General features: G+C 68.7%; 13 protein-coding genes and 1 pseudogene. 6 read left to right on the top strand and 8 right to left on the bottom strand.

The annotated features are described in order from the left end of the window. Positions 1-113: 113 nt before the first annotated feature. Positions 114-1,085, top strand: a pseudogene (locus tag ACO0LV_RS17675) (IS481 family transposase); the annotation flags it as partial. Positions 1,086-1,101: 16 nt separating this feature from the next. On the opposite strand, the gene ACO0LV_RS17670 reads toward ACO0LV_RS17675, so the two are convergent. From ACO0LV_RS17670 to ACO0LV_RS17650, 5 genes are read right to left on the bottom strand one after another with little or no spacing between them, the layout of a single operon-like run. Next, positions 1,102-1,923 (bottom strand): LytR/AlgR family response regulator transcription factor, encoded by an 822-nt coding sequence (locus tag ACO0LV_RS17670; RefSeq protein ID WP_424789245.1) that lies wholly within the window; start codon positions 1,921-1,923, stop codon positions 1,102-1,104. Between the two features lie 56 nt (positions 1,924-1,979). Further along, a complete protein-coding gene (locus tag ACO0LV_RS17665) occupies positions 1,980-3,317 on the bottom strand; it encodes a histidine kinase (protein WP_424789244.1) in 1,338 nt (445 codons plus the stop codon). Further along, entirely contained in the window at positions 3,317-4,978 is a 1,662-nt protein-coding gene (locus ACO0LV_RS17660) for a solute symporter family protein (protein ID WP_424789243.1), read from the bottom strand. Before ACO0LV_RS17660 ends, ACO0LV_RS17665 begins: the two co-directional genes overlap by 1 nt. Beyond that, positions 4,975-5,298 carry a hypothetical protein gene (locus tag ACO0LV_RS17655; protein ID WP_424789242.1) on the bottom strand — a complete coding sequence of 108 codons (324 nt, stop codon included), beginning with the start codon at positions 5,296-5,298 and terminating at the stop codon, positions 4,975-4,977. Before ACO0LV_RS17655 ends, ACO0LV_RS17660 begins: the two co-directional genes overlap by 4 nt. Continuing rightward, positions 5,295-5,798 (bottom strand): hypothetical protein, encoded by a 504-nt coding sequence (locus ACO0LV_RS17650; RefSeq protein WP_424789241.1) that lies wholly within the window; start codon positions 5,796-5,798, stop codon positions 5,295-5,297. Before ACO0LV_RS17650 ends, ACO0LV_RS17655 begins: the two co-directional genes overlap by 4 nt. Before the next feature lie 260 nt (positions 5,799-6,058). Here ACO0LV_RS17650 and ACO0LV_RS17645 point away from each other — a divergent pair, with 260 nt between their 5' ends. Together ACO0LV_RS17645 and ACO0LV_RS17640 are read left to right on the top strand one after the other, a co-directional pair. Next, positions 6,059-6,388: a DUF4212 domain-containing protein gene (locus tag ACO0LV_RS17645; RefSeq protein WP_424789240.1), complete on the top strand. Its 330-nt coding sequence runs from the start codon at positions 6,059-6,061 to the stop codon at positions 6,386-6,388. Continuing rightward, positions 6,385-8,070 (top strand): sodium:solute symporter family protein, encoded by a 1,686-nt coding sequence (locus ACO0LV_RS17640; protein WP_424789239.1) that lies wholly within the window; start codon positions 6,385-6,387, stop codon positions 8,068-8,070. The genes ACO0LV_RS17645 and ACO0LV_RS17640 overlap by 4 nt, the downstream gene beginning before the upstream one ends. A gap of 75 nt (positions 8,071-8,145) precedes the next feature. Here ACO0LV_RS17640 and ACO0LV_RS17635 read toward each other — a convergent pair whose 3' ends face one another. Then, on the bottom strand, positions 8,146-8,499 hold the full coding sequence (locus ACO0LV_RS17635) for an ArsR/SmtB family transcription factor (protein WP_424789238.1): 354 nt from the start codon (positions 8,497-8,499) through the stop codon (positions 8,146-8,148). 16 nt (positions 8,500-8,515) lie between these two features. On the opposite strand from ACO0LV_RS17635, the gene ACO0LV_RS17630 reads away from it, so the two are divergent. Continuing rightward, entirely contained in the window at positions 8,516-8,992 is a 477-nt protein-coding gene (locus ACO0LV_RS17630; protein ID WP_424789237.1) for an SRPBCC domain-containing protein, read from the top strand. Continuing rightward, on the top strand, positions 8,989-9,699 hold the full coding sequence (locus tag ACO0LV_RS17625; protein ID WP_424789236.1) for a DUF899 domain-containing protein: 711 nt from the start codon (positions 8,989-8,991) through the stop codon (positions 9,697-9,699). The genes ACO0LV_RS17630 and ACO0LV_RS17625 overlap by 4 nt, the downstream gene beginning before the upstream one ends. Before the next feature lie 16 nt (positions 9,700-9,715). Here the strand turns inward: ACO0LV_RS17625 and ACO0LV_RS17620 are convergent, their stop codons facing one another. Beyond that, on the bottom strand, positions 9,716-10,372 hold the full coding sequence (locus tag ACO0LV_RS17620; protein WP_424789235.1) for a uridine kinase family protein: 657 nt from the start codon (positions 10,370-10,372) through the stop codon (positions 9,716-9,718). A 94-nt stretch (positions 10,373-10,466) separates the two neighbouring features. On the opposite strand from ACO0LV_RS17620, the gene ACO0LV_RS17615 reads away from it, so the two are divergent. Then, on the top strand, positions 10,467-11,858 hold the full coding sequence (locus ACO0LV_RS17615) for an MFS transporter (RefSeq protein ID WP_424789234.1): 1,392 nt from the start codon (positions 10,467-10,469) through the stop codon (positions 11,856-11,858). Between the two features lie 75 nt (positions 11,859-11,933). Here ACO0LV_RS17615 and ACO0LV_RS17610 read toward each other — a convergent pair whose 3' ends face one another. After that, positions 11,934-14,741 (bottom strand): aconitate hydratase, encoded by a 2,808-nt coding sequence (locus tag ACO0LV_RS17610; RefSeq protein WP_424789233.1) that lies wholly within the window; start codon positions 14,739-14,741, stop codon positions 11,934-11,936. Positions 14,742-14,892 lie beyond the last annotated feature (151 nt).

Genomic DNA, 14,892 nt, shown 5'->3' with positions numbered 1-14,892 from the left:
TGTACCCAGCCAGGACGTTGGTGACACTCGCCGGCTTGGTTCGTTGACGTGAGGAGGACCTCCGGGTGAGGTGTGGCTTGTCGACAGTCCACATCTACTTCCCGGAGGTCCTCATGTCCCACCGTAATGCCCGCCTGACCGTCCACGGCCGCCGGTTGGTGGTCCAGCGAGTGCGCGAGGAAGGGTGGGCGGTGGCCCATGCTGCCAAGGCGATGGGGATCTCTCGTCAGTGTGCCCACCGCTGGCTCAAGCGCTACGACGCCTACGGCCCAGATGGTCTGGCCGAGCGCTCCAGCCGCCCCCATCACAGCCCACGAGCAATCCCGGCCCGGGTGGCCGAGCAGATCCTGGCCTGTCGAGGCAAGTACCGTCGCGGGCCAGACTGGATCGGCGCCGAACTGGGCGTGCCGGCCCGTACCGTGGCCAGGGTGCTGCGCCGGGCGCAGGTGCCCTACCTGCGGGAGTTGGACCCGATGACCGGTGAGCAGATCCGCGCCTCCAAGGCCACCGCGACCCGATATGAGCGCGACCGGCCCGGGGAGCTGGTCCACGTGGATGTGAAGAAACTGGGCAAGATCCCCCACGGTGGCGGCTGGCGCGCCCACGGGCGAGCCGCTGCGAACAAGACCAAGGACAAGACCCGGCGCATCGGCTATGACTATGTCCACTCCATGGTCGATGACCACACCCGCCTGGCCTACTCCGAGATCCACGACGATGAGAAAGCCACCACCTGCGCCGCTTTCCTGGCCCGGGCGGCAGACTACTTCGCCGCCATGGGCATCGTGGGGATCGAGCGGGTGATGACTGACAACGCCTTCGCCTACCGCCACGGCCGTGCCTTCATCGACGCGGTCGCTGACCTCGGGGCGGTGCAGAAGTTCATCCGACCCCACTGCCCCTGGCAAAACGGCAAGGTGGAGCGGTTCAACCGCACCCTGCAGACCGAGTGGGCCTACCGCCACCTCTTCACCAGCAACCAGGCCCGCCGCAACGCCCTTGCGCCCTGGCTGCACACCTACAACACTGAACGCCGCCACAGCGCACTCGGCGGCCTACCCCCGATCAGCCGAGTGTCACCAACGTCCTGGCTGGGTACACCTAGATCCCCAGCCGCTGGCGCAACTCGCGCACTTGTCGGCGCGAGACCTCCACCCGGCTGCGCTGGCGATCGTTCATCAACAGCACCAGGCTCCCCCGGAAATCCGGCACCAGCTCGCGCACATAGCGAAGATTCACCAAGTAGGACCGGTGCACCCGCACGAAGTGCCCCTGCAGCCGGCGCTCGAGTTCATTGAGGGAGAAGGACACCAGCACGCTCTCCTCGACCAGCTTGAGCGAGGAGTATCCGCGGGAGGCGGCGGCGTAAACGATCGCATCCCCGCTCACCAGCACCGTACGACCGTCCTTCTGCACCGGGATCCGCACCAGGTCCGGCGTCACGGGTGGTGGTCCCTCCCGGCTCGGCGCCCGGGCGGCCTCCCCCTCCCGGTGCCGCTGCGGCTCGGCCGCTGCGCCGTCGTCGTTCCCGTTGCGCTCCAGTGCCACCGACAACGCTCGCTCCACGGCTCGCCGCAGCCGGTCGGCGTCGAAGGGTTTGACCAGGTAGTCCGCGGCGGCCAGGTCGAAGGCGTCGACGGCGTGATCGGGGTAGGCGGTGGTGAAGATGACCTGCGGGCGGTGCTCCATCTCGTCCAGGGCAGCGGCGACCTCGAGGCCGTTCAGCCCGGGCATCCGGATGTCCAACAGCACCAGGTCGTACTCCAGGGACCGCAGCAGCACCAGCGCTTCCTCACCGTTGGTGGCCTCCCCCACCACCTGCACCGGGGACCCCTCGATCACCTCGCCGATCTCCTGGAGGAGGTAGCGCAACTCTTCCCGGGCCGGGGCTTCGTCATCGACGATCAGTGCGCGGGGCTGCATCCGACCCAGCATAGGGCTGGGTCGGGCCGGCGAAGGGTGGACCGACGTGCCCATGGCTACCGCATCGGGACGGTCAGGTCCACCACGGTCCCCCCGGACCTGGGTGTGGAGATCTGCAGGTCGTACCGGTCGCCGAAGAGGGCGTGCAGGCGCTCGGAGATGTTGCGCAGGCCCACGCCGGCGTGGGCCCCGGGCAGCGTGTCCGGATCGGCCGGGGAGGCGAGGTCCTCGGCCCGTTGGTTGTGCTGCTCGGTCAGGGTGGCCAGCACCGCGGCGTCGATGCCCTCGCCGTTGTCGCTCACCCGGATCGACACGGTGCGGGTCAACGGATCGACCCGGGCCCGCAGCCTGACGGTGCCGCCCTCCTTCTTACCTGCGATGCCGTGCTTGACCGCGTTCTCCACCAGCGGCTGGATGGTCAGCACCGGCACCCGCGAGGTGAGCACCTGCGGGTCGATGTCGTAGCGCACATCCAGGCGCTCACCGAAGCGCGCCTGCTCCAGGGACAGGTAGGTGCGCACGAAGAAGTACTCCTGGGCGAACTCGGCGAAGTGGCCCTCCTGGCGCACCGCGTACCGGAAGAACTCGCTCAGCCGTAGCACGAGTTCGCGGGCCTCCTCCGGGCGGGTGCGCGCCTTGGAGGCGATCGTGTTCAGGATGTTGAACAGGAAATGCGGGTTGATCTGGGCGCGCAGCGCGTCCAGGCGCGCATCGGTGGCCAGGCGACGCTCCCGGTCCAGTTCGGCCAGTTCCAGGTGCAGGGAGAGCATGTTGGCCATGTCCTCCACCAGGCCCTTGGGCGGGATCTCCGCCCGCGCCTGGTACACCCCCAGGGTGCCCACCACGCGCTGGCCGATCCGTAGCGGGGCGATGACGGCGGAGACCACCTCACAGTCCGGTTTGCGGCACCCCACCCCGGCCCGGTCCCGCACCAGTTGGGTACGGCCCTGGCGCACCGTGCGCGGCGCCGCGGAGGTCTGCATGGCGGAGCCGGCCACGTGGTGGTCCTGGCCAGGACCCACGTAGGCCAGGATGTCCTCGGTGTCGGTGATGGAGACCGCATCTCCGGAGAGCATCGGGCGCAGCAGTTCGCAGGTACGCCGCGCGGCATCCTGGGTGAGTCCGGCACGCAACGGCAGGGTCCGCCCGGCCGCGGCCAGGTCCCGGAACCCGCGCTCGGAATCGCCCTGACGCCCACCCCCGCGTACCCGGCCACGGTCCCGCGGCCCGCGCAGCACCGAGGGGTAGCCCAGCACCACGGCCACCGTGATCGCGACACCGGCACCGACCGTGGGCAGCACCGTCAGCGGAGGATCCACCACCAACTGGGTGACGACGTACAGCAACGACCAGATGCCCACCACCACGGCGGCCAGGGTCACGCTCCCCCGCATCAGCCCTGCCCTCCCCGGTTACGCCGACCAACACGCCCTCGCACACCGGTGTGCTCCCGCCCCCGGCCCACCATCATGCTCGCCAGGCGCTCAGCCTGCCGGTCCGCGGCGGTGCCGTGCATGGTCAGCCAGGCGGCATCGGTTCCCTGCGGCCGGGGCGTGCGCAGCGAGACCAGCACCGTCACCGCAATGGCAATCGGGGCGGCCACCAGCGTGGGCGCGGACATCAGATCACGCAACGCCGAGGGGTCCATGAACTCCGCGGACAGCACCATCGTGATGGCCAGACCACCACCGGTGACCATCCCAGCAGTGGCAGCGGCGGCGGTGATACCGCGCCACCAGATCGACAGCACCACCACCGGGGTGAGCGCGGAACCGGCGATCGCGAACGCCCAGGTCACCATGGTGGCCACGAGCGAGGGCGAGGTCGGGGCGAAATCGTCGGTGCGCAGGGCGATGGCCAGCCCCGCGGCCAGTCCTGCGCCCAGCAACGTGGTGAGACGTCCGGCCCGCACAGCCTGCTTCTGGGTCGCGCGCGGGTTGATGTAGCGCTCGTAGACGTCGTGGCCCCACGTCGCCGCGGAGGCCAGCAGCAACCCGGCCACTGTGGACATCGCCGCGATCAGCGCGGCTGCGGCGACGAAGCCGAGCCCGGACTGACCGCCGTAGAGGCGTCCCAGTACCGGCAGGGCGTGCTCGGGTACCCGCAGCACCCCCTCCACGGTGAGGTCGGCCAACCAGGAGTGTTCGGTGGCCGCGGAGGGGATGATGTCGCGGGCAGCGGTACCCAGCAGCACGGCCATCGCGTAGAAGGCTCCGACCAGCACCAGTACCCACAGCGTGGTCGTGCGTGCCGCACGACCGGTGGGGGACGTGAAGTACCGGTTCATCACGTGCGGCAGACCCGCGGTACCCATCGCCAGGGTGACCACCAGCGCCACCTGCCCCACACGCCCGCCACGCAGGCCCACCTCGGGATCGGCGACGCCCGCACCTGCCGCGTGGGAGAAGTTCAGCGGGTCGGCGTTGCCGTAGTGGAAGCCGTCCACGCTGACCGTCACCGCCAGCCACAACAGGGCTGCGAAGAGCAGCAGGAACTGCACGGCCTGGTTCCACGTGGTGCCGCGCATACCTCCGAAGGCGACGATGACGGCGATCACCGCGGTGGACAGCAACACCCCGGTGACGTAGGGCGACAGACCGAGGATCCCGTGGCCCACGAGCAGTTCCCAGGTGATACCGCTGCCCAGCGACTGCGGGATCAGATAGCACAGGATGACCAGCTGGACGACGCCGACCGCGCTGAGTCGCACCCGGTGCGACTGCAGCCGGCGGCCCAGGAAGTCCGCCAGGGAGAACTCCCCGAACCGCCGCAGCGGCGCTGCCACGAACAGCAGCACCGGAACGAAGCCCGCCGCGAACCCCACGGCGTACCAAGCGCCGTCGAGACCGGAGGCATACACCGCAGCAGCGACCCCGAGGAACGAGGCGGCGGACAGGTAGTCGCCGCAGATGGCCCAGGAGTTGGTCACCACACCGACCCGTTGGCCGGCCAGGTAGAAGTCAACGGTGGAGGAGTTGCGCGGCCGGGTGGCCACCGATACGCCCAGCACCACCACGACCACGGCCGTCAGGGTGACGACCGCCGTCAGGCTCAACCCTCCTCCGCGCCGGTGTCATGGCTCTCGGAGGAGGTCCCACCGAGCATGCGGGACTCGACCGAGGAACTCAGCGTGGCGGCCGCGATCCCGATCACGGCGAACACGACGTAGAGCCCGACGGCGGCCACCAGGAACGCCGGGCTCAGCCCTCCGAGCAGCCGGGACCGGGTCCACCACTCCAGCGTCATCGTCAGCACCGGGAAAGCGCCGAGCACCGCGAGAAAGACCACGAAATAGGTCACCGCGATCCGGCGCAACGTCCGGAACGCGGCATCGACCTCGGCAGGGGTGTCCTGGACTTCGGGATTGCCGCTCACCTCGTGCGGGGCGCTTCCTTCCAGTGCCGCAGCATCGTCCACGCGGCCTTGATGAGCACGACGGCCCCGCCCCCGGCGAGCACCACCCCCATGCCCGGCAGGAAGGAGCCCCAGGCGGTCTGCATCGAGCCCGCCACGATGTTCCAGGCCTGCAGCAGCACGATGATCGCCACCAGCACCCCCGGCACTGCGGCGTGGCCGATCGCGAGTCTGCGTCTCGGCACGAAGGCGCCGGCGAAGGCGAGGAAGCCCAGTGCCAGGGTCGCCACACCGGGGCCGTCGGTACCACGCAGCGCGAAGGACTCCCCGGTGATCTGCTGGGTGAGCGTCACGTAGACCCACGGCAGGAAGGCCGCCACGATGAGCATCAGGCCACCGGTGGCCATCCCCCAGCTACCCGGGTGGAACACCCCCCATCCAGTGGCTTTGCCGGCGCGGAGGCGGGCAGCGACCCCGGCGAGTCCGGGTCGTGTGGTGTCCTGGGACGCCGTTGTACTCATGGGCCCATCCTAGGAGTGCGGCCGATCACCGGCGAGGATTGTGGCCGTTCGCCCCACGGGCGGCGCCCCCGGCGCCACGAGTGGTCGGCATGGGCCCACGAGCGGCTGACCACAGGGGCGGGAACCGCTGATCGGCCCCACCCCACCGTCCGGGCACGCCCAGCCACCGCCGGCGAAATAGGCACCGGGTCTGCGTTGTGTGCCGGCACGTCGTGCAGTTGGTTGGGGCCACGCCCGCGCGGACCAATGAAGGGAGCCTCATGTCCGAGGTGACACGCGACAAGCCCGGTGGGGATGCGCCGCCACCAGCCGACAGGAACGACTGGCGGCGCCGCTACTGGAAGAAGAACCTGCGACTGATGATCGTGCTGCTGGCGATCTGGTTCACCGTCTCTTTCGGCTTCGGCATCCTGTTGATCGAGCCCCTGAACAACATCGTCATCGCCGGTTTCCCGCTCGGCCTCTGGTTCGCCCAGCAGGGTTCCATCATCACCTTCCTGATCATCATCGGGATCTACGCCTTGCGGATGGACCGGATCGACGATGAGTTCGGCGTCTCCGAACGGAACGGGAACGGTGACCGGCTATGAACGACATGCAGGCCTGGACCGCCTTCTTTCTGCTGCTGACTTTCGGGATCTACATCACGATCGCCTGGCGCTCCCGGGTGAAGGAGACGAAGGAGTTCTACGTCGCCTCCCGGGGCGTGCCGACCATCGCCAACGGGGCTGCCGTCGCCGCGGACTGGATGTCCGCGGCGAGTTTCATCGGCATGGCCGGCATGCTCGCCTTCCTGGGATCGGACGGCTCGGTCTACCTCATGGGCTGGACCGGCGGCTATGTTCTGCTGGCCATGCTGCTGGCCCCGTACCTGCGCAAGTGGGGCAAGTTCACCGTGCCGGAGTTCGTCGGTGACCGGTACAACGACACGGTGCGTTGGGTGGCGGCCGTCGCCGCCATCGTCATCTCCTTCACCTACGTGGTCGGCCAGATGACCGGTGGCGGAGTGGTGTTCGCCCGATTCCTCGGGCTGAGTTCGCAATGGGCCGTGGTGGTGGCCGCGGCGGTCATCTTCTTCTACGCCGTGCTGGGCGGGATGAAGGGCATCACCTACACCCAGGTGGCGCAGTACGTCGTGCTCATCACCGCCTACCTGATCCCGGCCGTGGCCGTGGCCCAGCAGATGACGAACATCCCGATCCCGCAGATCTCCTACGGCACGATCCTGGCCGAGTTGGATGCGCTGCGATTGGAGTTCGGCCTGGACCGCTTCACCGAGGCGTTCGCCGGGCGTGACGGCGGCCAGCTCGACGTCTTCCTGGTGGTCGCCTCGCTGATGCTCGGGACCGCCGGCCTGCCGCACGTGATCATCCGCTTCTACACCACCAAGACGGTGCGCGGGGCGCGCTACTCCGCCTTCTGGGCACTGTTCTTCATCTCGCTGCTCTACCTGACCGCCCCAGCGGTCGGTGCCTTCACCAAGTTGAACCTGCTGCGGGACGCCCAGGGTTCGACGGCGGAGGGCCTGCCGGACTGGATCGCACCCTGGGCCGATGCCGGCTACGTGACGCTGAACAGCGACGGCGTGATCCAGACCATCTCGAACTCACCGGCCTCGGGTGCGGACCTGATCATCTCCAACGACATCCTGGTCCTGGCATCCCCCGAGATCGGCGGGCTTCCCGCGCCGATCATCGGGCTGATGGCGGCCGGCGGCATGGCCGCGGCGCTGTCGACGGCTGCCGGACTGCTCCTCGTGATCTCCTCGGCCACCTCCCACGACATCTACTTCCGGATGATCTCCAAGGAGCGCGCCTCGGAGAAGAAGCAGATGCTCGTGGGCCGGGTCGCGATGGTCGGAGCCGTGGTGGTGGCGATCTTCGGCGGGCTGAACCCGCCGGCGTTCGTGGCCCAGGTGGTGGCCTTCGCCTTCGGGCTGGCTGCCTCCACCTTCTTCCCTATCCTCATCCTGGGCATCTTCTGGAAGAAGGCCAATGCCACCGGCGCGGCCGCGGGCATGCTCACCGGTCTGCTGTTCACCGGCGGGTACATGCTCTACACACTGGAGGTCTTCGGTCTCAGCGCGAACGAGCACATCTTCGGTATCTCCCCGGAAGGCATCGGCGCAATCGGTGCCGTGGTCAACCTCGTCGTGACAGCGGTGGTCTCATCGCTGACGCGACCCCCGTCACCGGAGGTGCAGGAGATGGTGGAGTCCATCCGCTACCCCTCTGCCTCGGTGGGGACGGACGCCGAGAAGGCCGACGCCTGAGAGTCGGGCTGCACGTGGCCCGCCCCGGTCGACCATCGGGGCGGGCCGTGCCGGCTCATCGGTTCAGGGCAACGATCACTCCTTCACCGCACCGTCGGCGTCGAGTTCGGCCAGCAACGAGACAGCAGCGCGGGTGTAATCGCTGATCCAGCGGTCGTGTATGCGCTTGATCGGCAACGGCGCCAGCGCCAGGTGCCGCTCCCGGCCCACCTTGCGCCCGGTCACCAACTCGGCACGCTCCAGCACCCGCAGATGCTGCAACACCGTGGTGCGGTCCAGTTCCGGCAGGACAGCGCACAACGACCCGGTGGTGTGCGAGGACTCCCTGAGCGCATCGAGCATCCGCCGGCGAACCGGGGAGGCGAGCGCCTTGAAGACCCGGTCGTCGTCGGGTTCCGGATCGGGCCCCTTGCCGCCACCGTCAAACATGTTGTTAACTTACAACATGTCTACCGATGATGCGCTGACCGAGATCTCCTTCACCGTTTCCGGCCGGATCGGGCGCCCCCGCGAGCAGGTCTACGAAGCCGTGGCGGACCCGGAACAGCTCTCCCGGTACTTCACCACCGGCGGCGCCCAGGGCCGACTCTCAGCCGGAGTGGAGGTGACGTGGGACTTCGCCGACTTCCCCGGCGCCTTCGGCGTCCGCGTTCTCGAGGCCGACCCGCCTCGTCGCATCGTGATCGAGTGGAGCGGCGAGGCCACGACCGGGGAGGACGGCACCAGCCGGACCACGTTCGAGTTCGAACCGATCGACGACGGGACGCGCACCCTGGTCACCATCACCGAGTCCTCCTGGCAACCCACCCGGGCCGGCGCCCGGGCGGCCTTCGACAATTGCGAAGGGTGGACCAGCATGCTCAATGCGCTCAAAGCATGGATGGAGCACGGGATCAACCTGCGCGAGGGCTTCTACCGATGAGGCACACCGGCCCGCAGGTGGTGGACCGAGCCACCTGGGAGGACGCCCGGGGCGTGCTGCTGCAACAGGAGAAGGCACTGACCCGGATGAAGGATGCGATCAGCGCCGCCCGCCGGCGGATGCCGATCGTGCCGGTGCGATCCGACTACGCCTTCGAAGGGCCCGAGGGCAGGGTCACCCTGCTCGAGTTGTTCCAGGGCCGCGACCAGCTCATCGTGCAGCACTTCATGTTCGCTCCGGACTGGACCCAGGGCTGCGACGGGTGCTCGATGATGGCCGAGCGCGTCGGACCGCTCTCCCACCTGCACGCCCGGCGCACCTCCTTCGTCCTGACCTCCCGGGCCCCGCTCCCCCGGTTGCTCACCTTCCGGGACCGGATGGGCTGGGACCTACCGTGGTACTCCACGATCGGCGACGCCTTCAACACCGAGTTCGGCGCCACGGTCGACGGCGAGGAGCACCAGGCGATCAGCGTCTTCCTGCGTAGGGGCTCGCAGGTGTTCCACTCCTGGTCCACCCACGCGCGTGGAGAGGAACCGTTCATGATGGTCCTGGACCTGCTCGACCTGACCCCCCTGGGCCGCCAGGAGGAATGGGAGAACTCACCACCCGGTACCCCTCAGGATCCGACCTACTCCTGGATGCGCCTGGCCGATGCCTACGCGGAGGCACCACCGGAGGGGAATTGCCACGGGCCGAGTGATTAAGGCGGTGACCGGCGCACTATCCCGAATGCAGCACCAGATCGAAGTTTCCCGGCGGCATCACGTGGGTGAAGTAGTAGTCCTCCGCTCCCGCCCAGCGCGCGCTCCAGTCGGCATGCTCATCCTCACCGTCGCGCGCACGCAGTCGCCGGATCCGTACCTCATCAGGGACCCGTAGCAGGACGGCCAGGTCCAGAAGGTCACGCAGTTCGGGCCGGCAACTGTAGGCACCCTCCAGGATCACCACCGCCGCCACCCGAGCGTGCACCGGCACCCTCGAGAACGGCGGCGGCTCCCCGTCCCAGTCCGTGGCGTCCCAGTCGAACGGGTGCCAGGTGGCACTCCCGTGCTCACGCAGCGCCTCGAGCACCTGGCGTTGGCGCCGCCAGTCGATCACGCGCTCGGCCTGCTCGGCAACGGTCCGCCGATCCCAGGTGAGCGCGCTTCCCCCGGCGTAGAAGTCATCTCCGTCGATCACCAGCACGGCGCCGGACTCGTCCGCGTCCAGACCGGTCGCGACGACCTCGGCAAGCGTGGACTTGCCGGCGCCGCTGCGGCCATCGATCCCCACGAACCGCGGCGCCCCGTCGGCGGCGCTGAGACGCCACAGCCGATCCACCAGCACGGCGCCCGGCTCCTCCGGGACTGCCCCGCGCGCGCTCTCAACCGGCCACATCGGCCCATCATCCCGTGCCGAGGACGTCCGACGCATCACCCGGGAGCCAGAGATGCACACAAGCCCCAATCGGGCGCAGTGAGACGATAGGTCCGTGACTGGCGTCGCGCTCGGCTCCGCCCAGGGCCGGTGGGTGGTGCTGACGGCGACGCTCGCCTCGGCGATCGCGCTGCTGGATGGCACCGTGGTCAACGTCGCCCTGCGCCCCATCGGGCTGGACCTGGATGCCACGCTGGCGAACCTGCAGTGGGTGGTCAACGGCTACATGCTCACCCTCGCCGGGCTCGTGCTCGTGGGTGGTTCACTCGGGGACCGGCTCGGCCTGCGGCGCATCTTCCTTATCGGGACCGCCGGCTTCGCCATCACCTCGCTCGCGTGTGGCCTCGCGATCAGCATCGATCAACTCATCGCCGCGCGGGTCCTGCAAGGGGTGGCCGCTGCCCTGCTCACCCCGAGCAGCCTGGCGATCATCCAGGCCACGATCACCGAAACGGACCGGCCGCGGGCGATCGGGGTCTGGGCGGCCTGGTCCGGTATCTCCAGCGCGATCGGCCCCCTGCTCGGGGGGTGGCTGATCGAGATCCTGTCCTGGCGATGGGTATTCTTCATCAACCTGCCCCTGGCAGCCCTCGTGGTCCTGATCGCGTGGCGGTACGTCCCCAAGTCCCCCGGCATCGCCCGTGATCAACGGTCGCGATTCGATGTCACCGGCGCCGCCCTGGCCCTTATCGGTCTGGGCGGCATCACCTACGCGCTGATCCAGGGCGAGTGGCTGCCCGCCCTGGTGGGGCTGACCGCCCTGGTGAGCTTCGTCGTCGTCGAGCATCACACTCCCCATCCGATGCTTCCGCTGGGCGTCTTCACCATCCGAGCCTTCTCCGCGGCCAACGTGATGACGTTCGTGAGCTACGGAGCCCTGGGCGCACTGATGTTCTTCCTGGTGCTGCAACTGCAGGTGGTCAGCGGGTACAGCCCGCTGCAGGCCGGCCTGGCCACGGTGCCGTTCACGGTGCTGATGTTGCTGTTCTCGCCCCGGGTGGGCGCGCTGATGGCGCGCACCGGTGCCCGGTTCCTGATGAGCGCCGGACCCGCCCTGGCCGCGGTCGGCGTGCTACTCCTGGCCACCATCGGAGCCGAGGCTCCGTACGCCACGCAGGTGCTGCCCGGTGTCGCCCTCTTCGGCGCCGGGATCACCCTGATGGTCACCCCGCTCACGGCCACGGTGATGGCCGCGGTGCCGCGGCACCAGGTGGGGATCGCCAGCGGGGTGAACAACGCCGTCGCCCGGGCGGGCAGCCTGCTGGCGGTGGCGGCGCTGCCGGCGATCGTCGGCCTCTCCGGGGACGACTACGCGATCCCGGAACTCTTCAGCGCCGGCTACACCGCGGCCATGTGGTGGTGTGCGGGCTTCCTGGTCCTGGGTGCGCTGATCTCGGCGCTTTTCATCCCCGGTAGCCGTGCTCAGACGGCCGGGGCGGCGGCGTAGAACTCGGTGACGGACCTGATCAGGTCGCGCAGATCGGGCGGGTCCCTTGCGCGCCTTCCGGGAGACGCGCCCGCCTCAGTCCTCGAGCAGCTGACGCAGCACGTAGGGCAGGATCCCGCCGTGGCGGAAGTAGGCCGCCTCGGCCGGGGTGTCGATGCGCACCCGTGCCTGCACCTCCCGGGTCTGCCCGTCGTCGTCGGTGATACCCACCGTGACCGTCTCCGGGACCGAGTCCACCCCCTCCAGGCCGGTGATCGAGTAGGTCTCCTCACCACTCAGCCCGAGATCCTCGGCGGACTCCCCTTCGGGGAACTGCAGCGGCAGCACGCCCATGCCGATGAGGTTGGACCGGTGTATGCGTTCGAAGGAGGCGGCCAGCACCGCCCGGACACCCATGAGCATGGTGCCCTTGGCGGCCCAGTCACGGGAGGAGCCCGAGCCGTAATCGGCGCCGGCCAGGATCACCAACGGGGTGCCGTCGGCAACGTACTTCTGCGCGGCGTCGAAGATGCTCTCCGGCTCCCCGTCGGGCAGGTGCCGGGTGTAACCACCCTCGACCTCGGGCACGAGTTTGTTCCGCAGGCGCACGTTGGCGAACGTGCCACGGATCATCACCTCGTGGTTCCCGCGCCTCGAACCGTAGGAGTTGAAGTCCTTCACCTTCACACCGTGGTCCTTCAGGTACCTCCCGGCCGGGGAGTCGGGCCGGATCGCCCCCGCCGGGGAGATGTGGTCGGTGGTGACCGAGTCCCCCAGGTAGGCCAGCACCCTGGCACCGGTGATGTCACTCATCGGCTGCGGCTCGGCCGGCATGTCATCGAAGTAGGGGGGCCGGCGCACATAGGTGGACTCGTCGTCCCAGTCGAACGTCTCGGACTCCGATATGCCCATGTTCTGCCAGTTCTCATCGCCGGTGAACACATCGGAGTACCCGTCGGTGAACATCTGCGCCTCGACCCCGGCATCGACGGCCTCCTTGACCTCCTGGGCGGTCGGCCAGATGTCGCGCAGGTAGACGTCCTGGCCCTCGGCGTTCTGCCCGAGCGGTTCGCGCAACAGGTCGGTGTGCATGGTGCCGGCCAGGGCGTAGGCGATCACCAGGGGCGGTGAGGTCAGGAAGTTCATCTTCGTCTCGCCGTGGATGCGGCCTTCGAAGTTGCGGTTGCCGGACAGCACCGAGGCCACCGTGAGGTCGTGACCGGTGACGGCTTCGCTCACCTCGGGGATCAGCGGGCCGGAGTTCCCGATACAGGTGGTGCAGCCATACCCCACGAGGTTGAATCCGAGCTGGTCGAGGTAGGAGGTCAGTCCGCTGCGCTCGTAGTAGTCCGTGACAATGCGAGAACCGGGAGCCAAGGAGGTCTTCACCCACGGCTTGGACTGCAGGCCCTGCTCCACCGCCTTCTTCGCCAGTAGTCCGGCGCCCAGCATCACCGAGGGGTTGGACGTGTTGGTGCAGGAGGTGATCGCGGCGATCACCACGTCCCCGTGGTCCAGGTGCGCCGGGGAATCGTCCAACATGATCTCCACCGGGTCCGAGGGCCAGGACGACGGTGACTTCGCGGTACCGGTCCGCGGCGGATCGTCACGCTCGGTCAGGGTGCTGACCGCGATCGGATCACTGGCCGGGAAGGACCCGGCCGAGGCGTCGTCCAACCCGCCCTGGACGGCGTCGTCGTGCTCCCATCCGGCGAGCAATCCGCGGATCGTGCCCTGGGCGGCCTTGAGCGGGATCCGGTCCTGGGGACGGCTCGGACCGGCCAGCGATGGTTCGACCGTCCCCAGGTCAAGTTCGACCACCTGGCTGTAGTCGGGCACATGATCCGGGTCGTGCCACAGGCCCTGCTCCTTGGCGTAGGCCTCCACCAGGGCGACCTGCTCGGCCGAGCGGCCGGTCAGGCGCAGGTAGTCCAGGGTCTCGGCATCGACCGGGAAGATCGTCACGGTCGAGCCGTACTCCGGGCTCATGTTGCCCAGGGTGGCGCGCGTCGCCAACGGGACGCTGCCGACCCCGGGGCCGAAGAAGTCCACGAACTTGCCCACCACCCCGGTGCTACGCAGCAGTTGGGCCACGGTGAGAACCAGGTCGGTGGCGGTGGTGCCCTCCGGTAACTCGCCGGTCAGTTTCAGGCCCACGACCCGCGGGATCAGCATCGACAGCGGCTGGCCGAGCATGGCGGCCTCGGCCTCGATCCCGCCCACACCCCAGCCCAGGACCCCCAGACCGTTGATCATCGGGGTGTGGGAGTCGGTGCCGACCAGCGAGTCGGGGTAGGCCACCGGCCGCCCGTCACGTTCGGAGGTGAAGACCACCTGAGCCAGGTACTCCAGGTTCACCTGGTGGCAGATACCCGTCCCCGGCGGCACCACCGAGAAGTCATCGAAGGCGCTCTGGCCCCAGCGCAGCAGTCCGTAGCGTTCGTGGTTGCGCTCGAACTCCAGGTCGGTGTTGATCCGGAAGGCATCGGAAGAGCCGAACACGTCGGCGATCACCGAGTGATCGATCACCAGGTCTGTGGGGATCAGCGGGTTGATCTTGGCAGGGTCACCTCCGGCAGCCGTCATGGCATCGCGCATCGCGACCAGGTCGACCACGCACGGCACCCCCGTGAAGTCCTGCATCAACACCCGGGCCGGGGTGAACTGGATCTCGGCGCTGTCCTGCGCGCCCGCCTGTGGGTCCCAGGCCAACATGGCCTGGACCTGTTCGGCAGTGACCACCCGCCCGTCCTCGTTGCGGAGGAGGTTCTCCAGTAGCACCTTCAGGCTGTAGGGCAGGCGCTCTGCTCCTTCCACCGCGTCGAGTCGGTGGATCTGGTACTGGACCTCACCGACGCGCAACTGGTCGCGCGCACCGAAACTATTTGCAGTCTTCGCGGCCACAGCATGCTCCTTCGAACGCAGTTGGCGTGCCGCTGAGACCATCGACGTGGCTCGTGGCGCCGCAGATCCCAGACGCACCTGTGCTTCGCACGGTACAACCCTTCGGCGAGCGGCGCACCAGGTCCCGGCCTCGGATTGAAGGGATGACCGC

This window comes from Pseudactinotalea sp. Z1739 (assembly GCF_049725055.1).
Classification (GTDB): domain Bacteria; phylum Actinomycetota; class Actinomycetes; order Actinomycetales; family Beutenbergiaceae; genus CALKWS01.
Note: the sequence above shows the minus strand (reverse complement) of the source record. Positions and strands in the feature narration are given on the sequence as shown.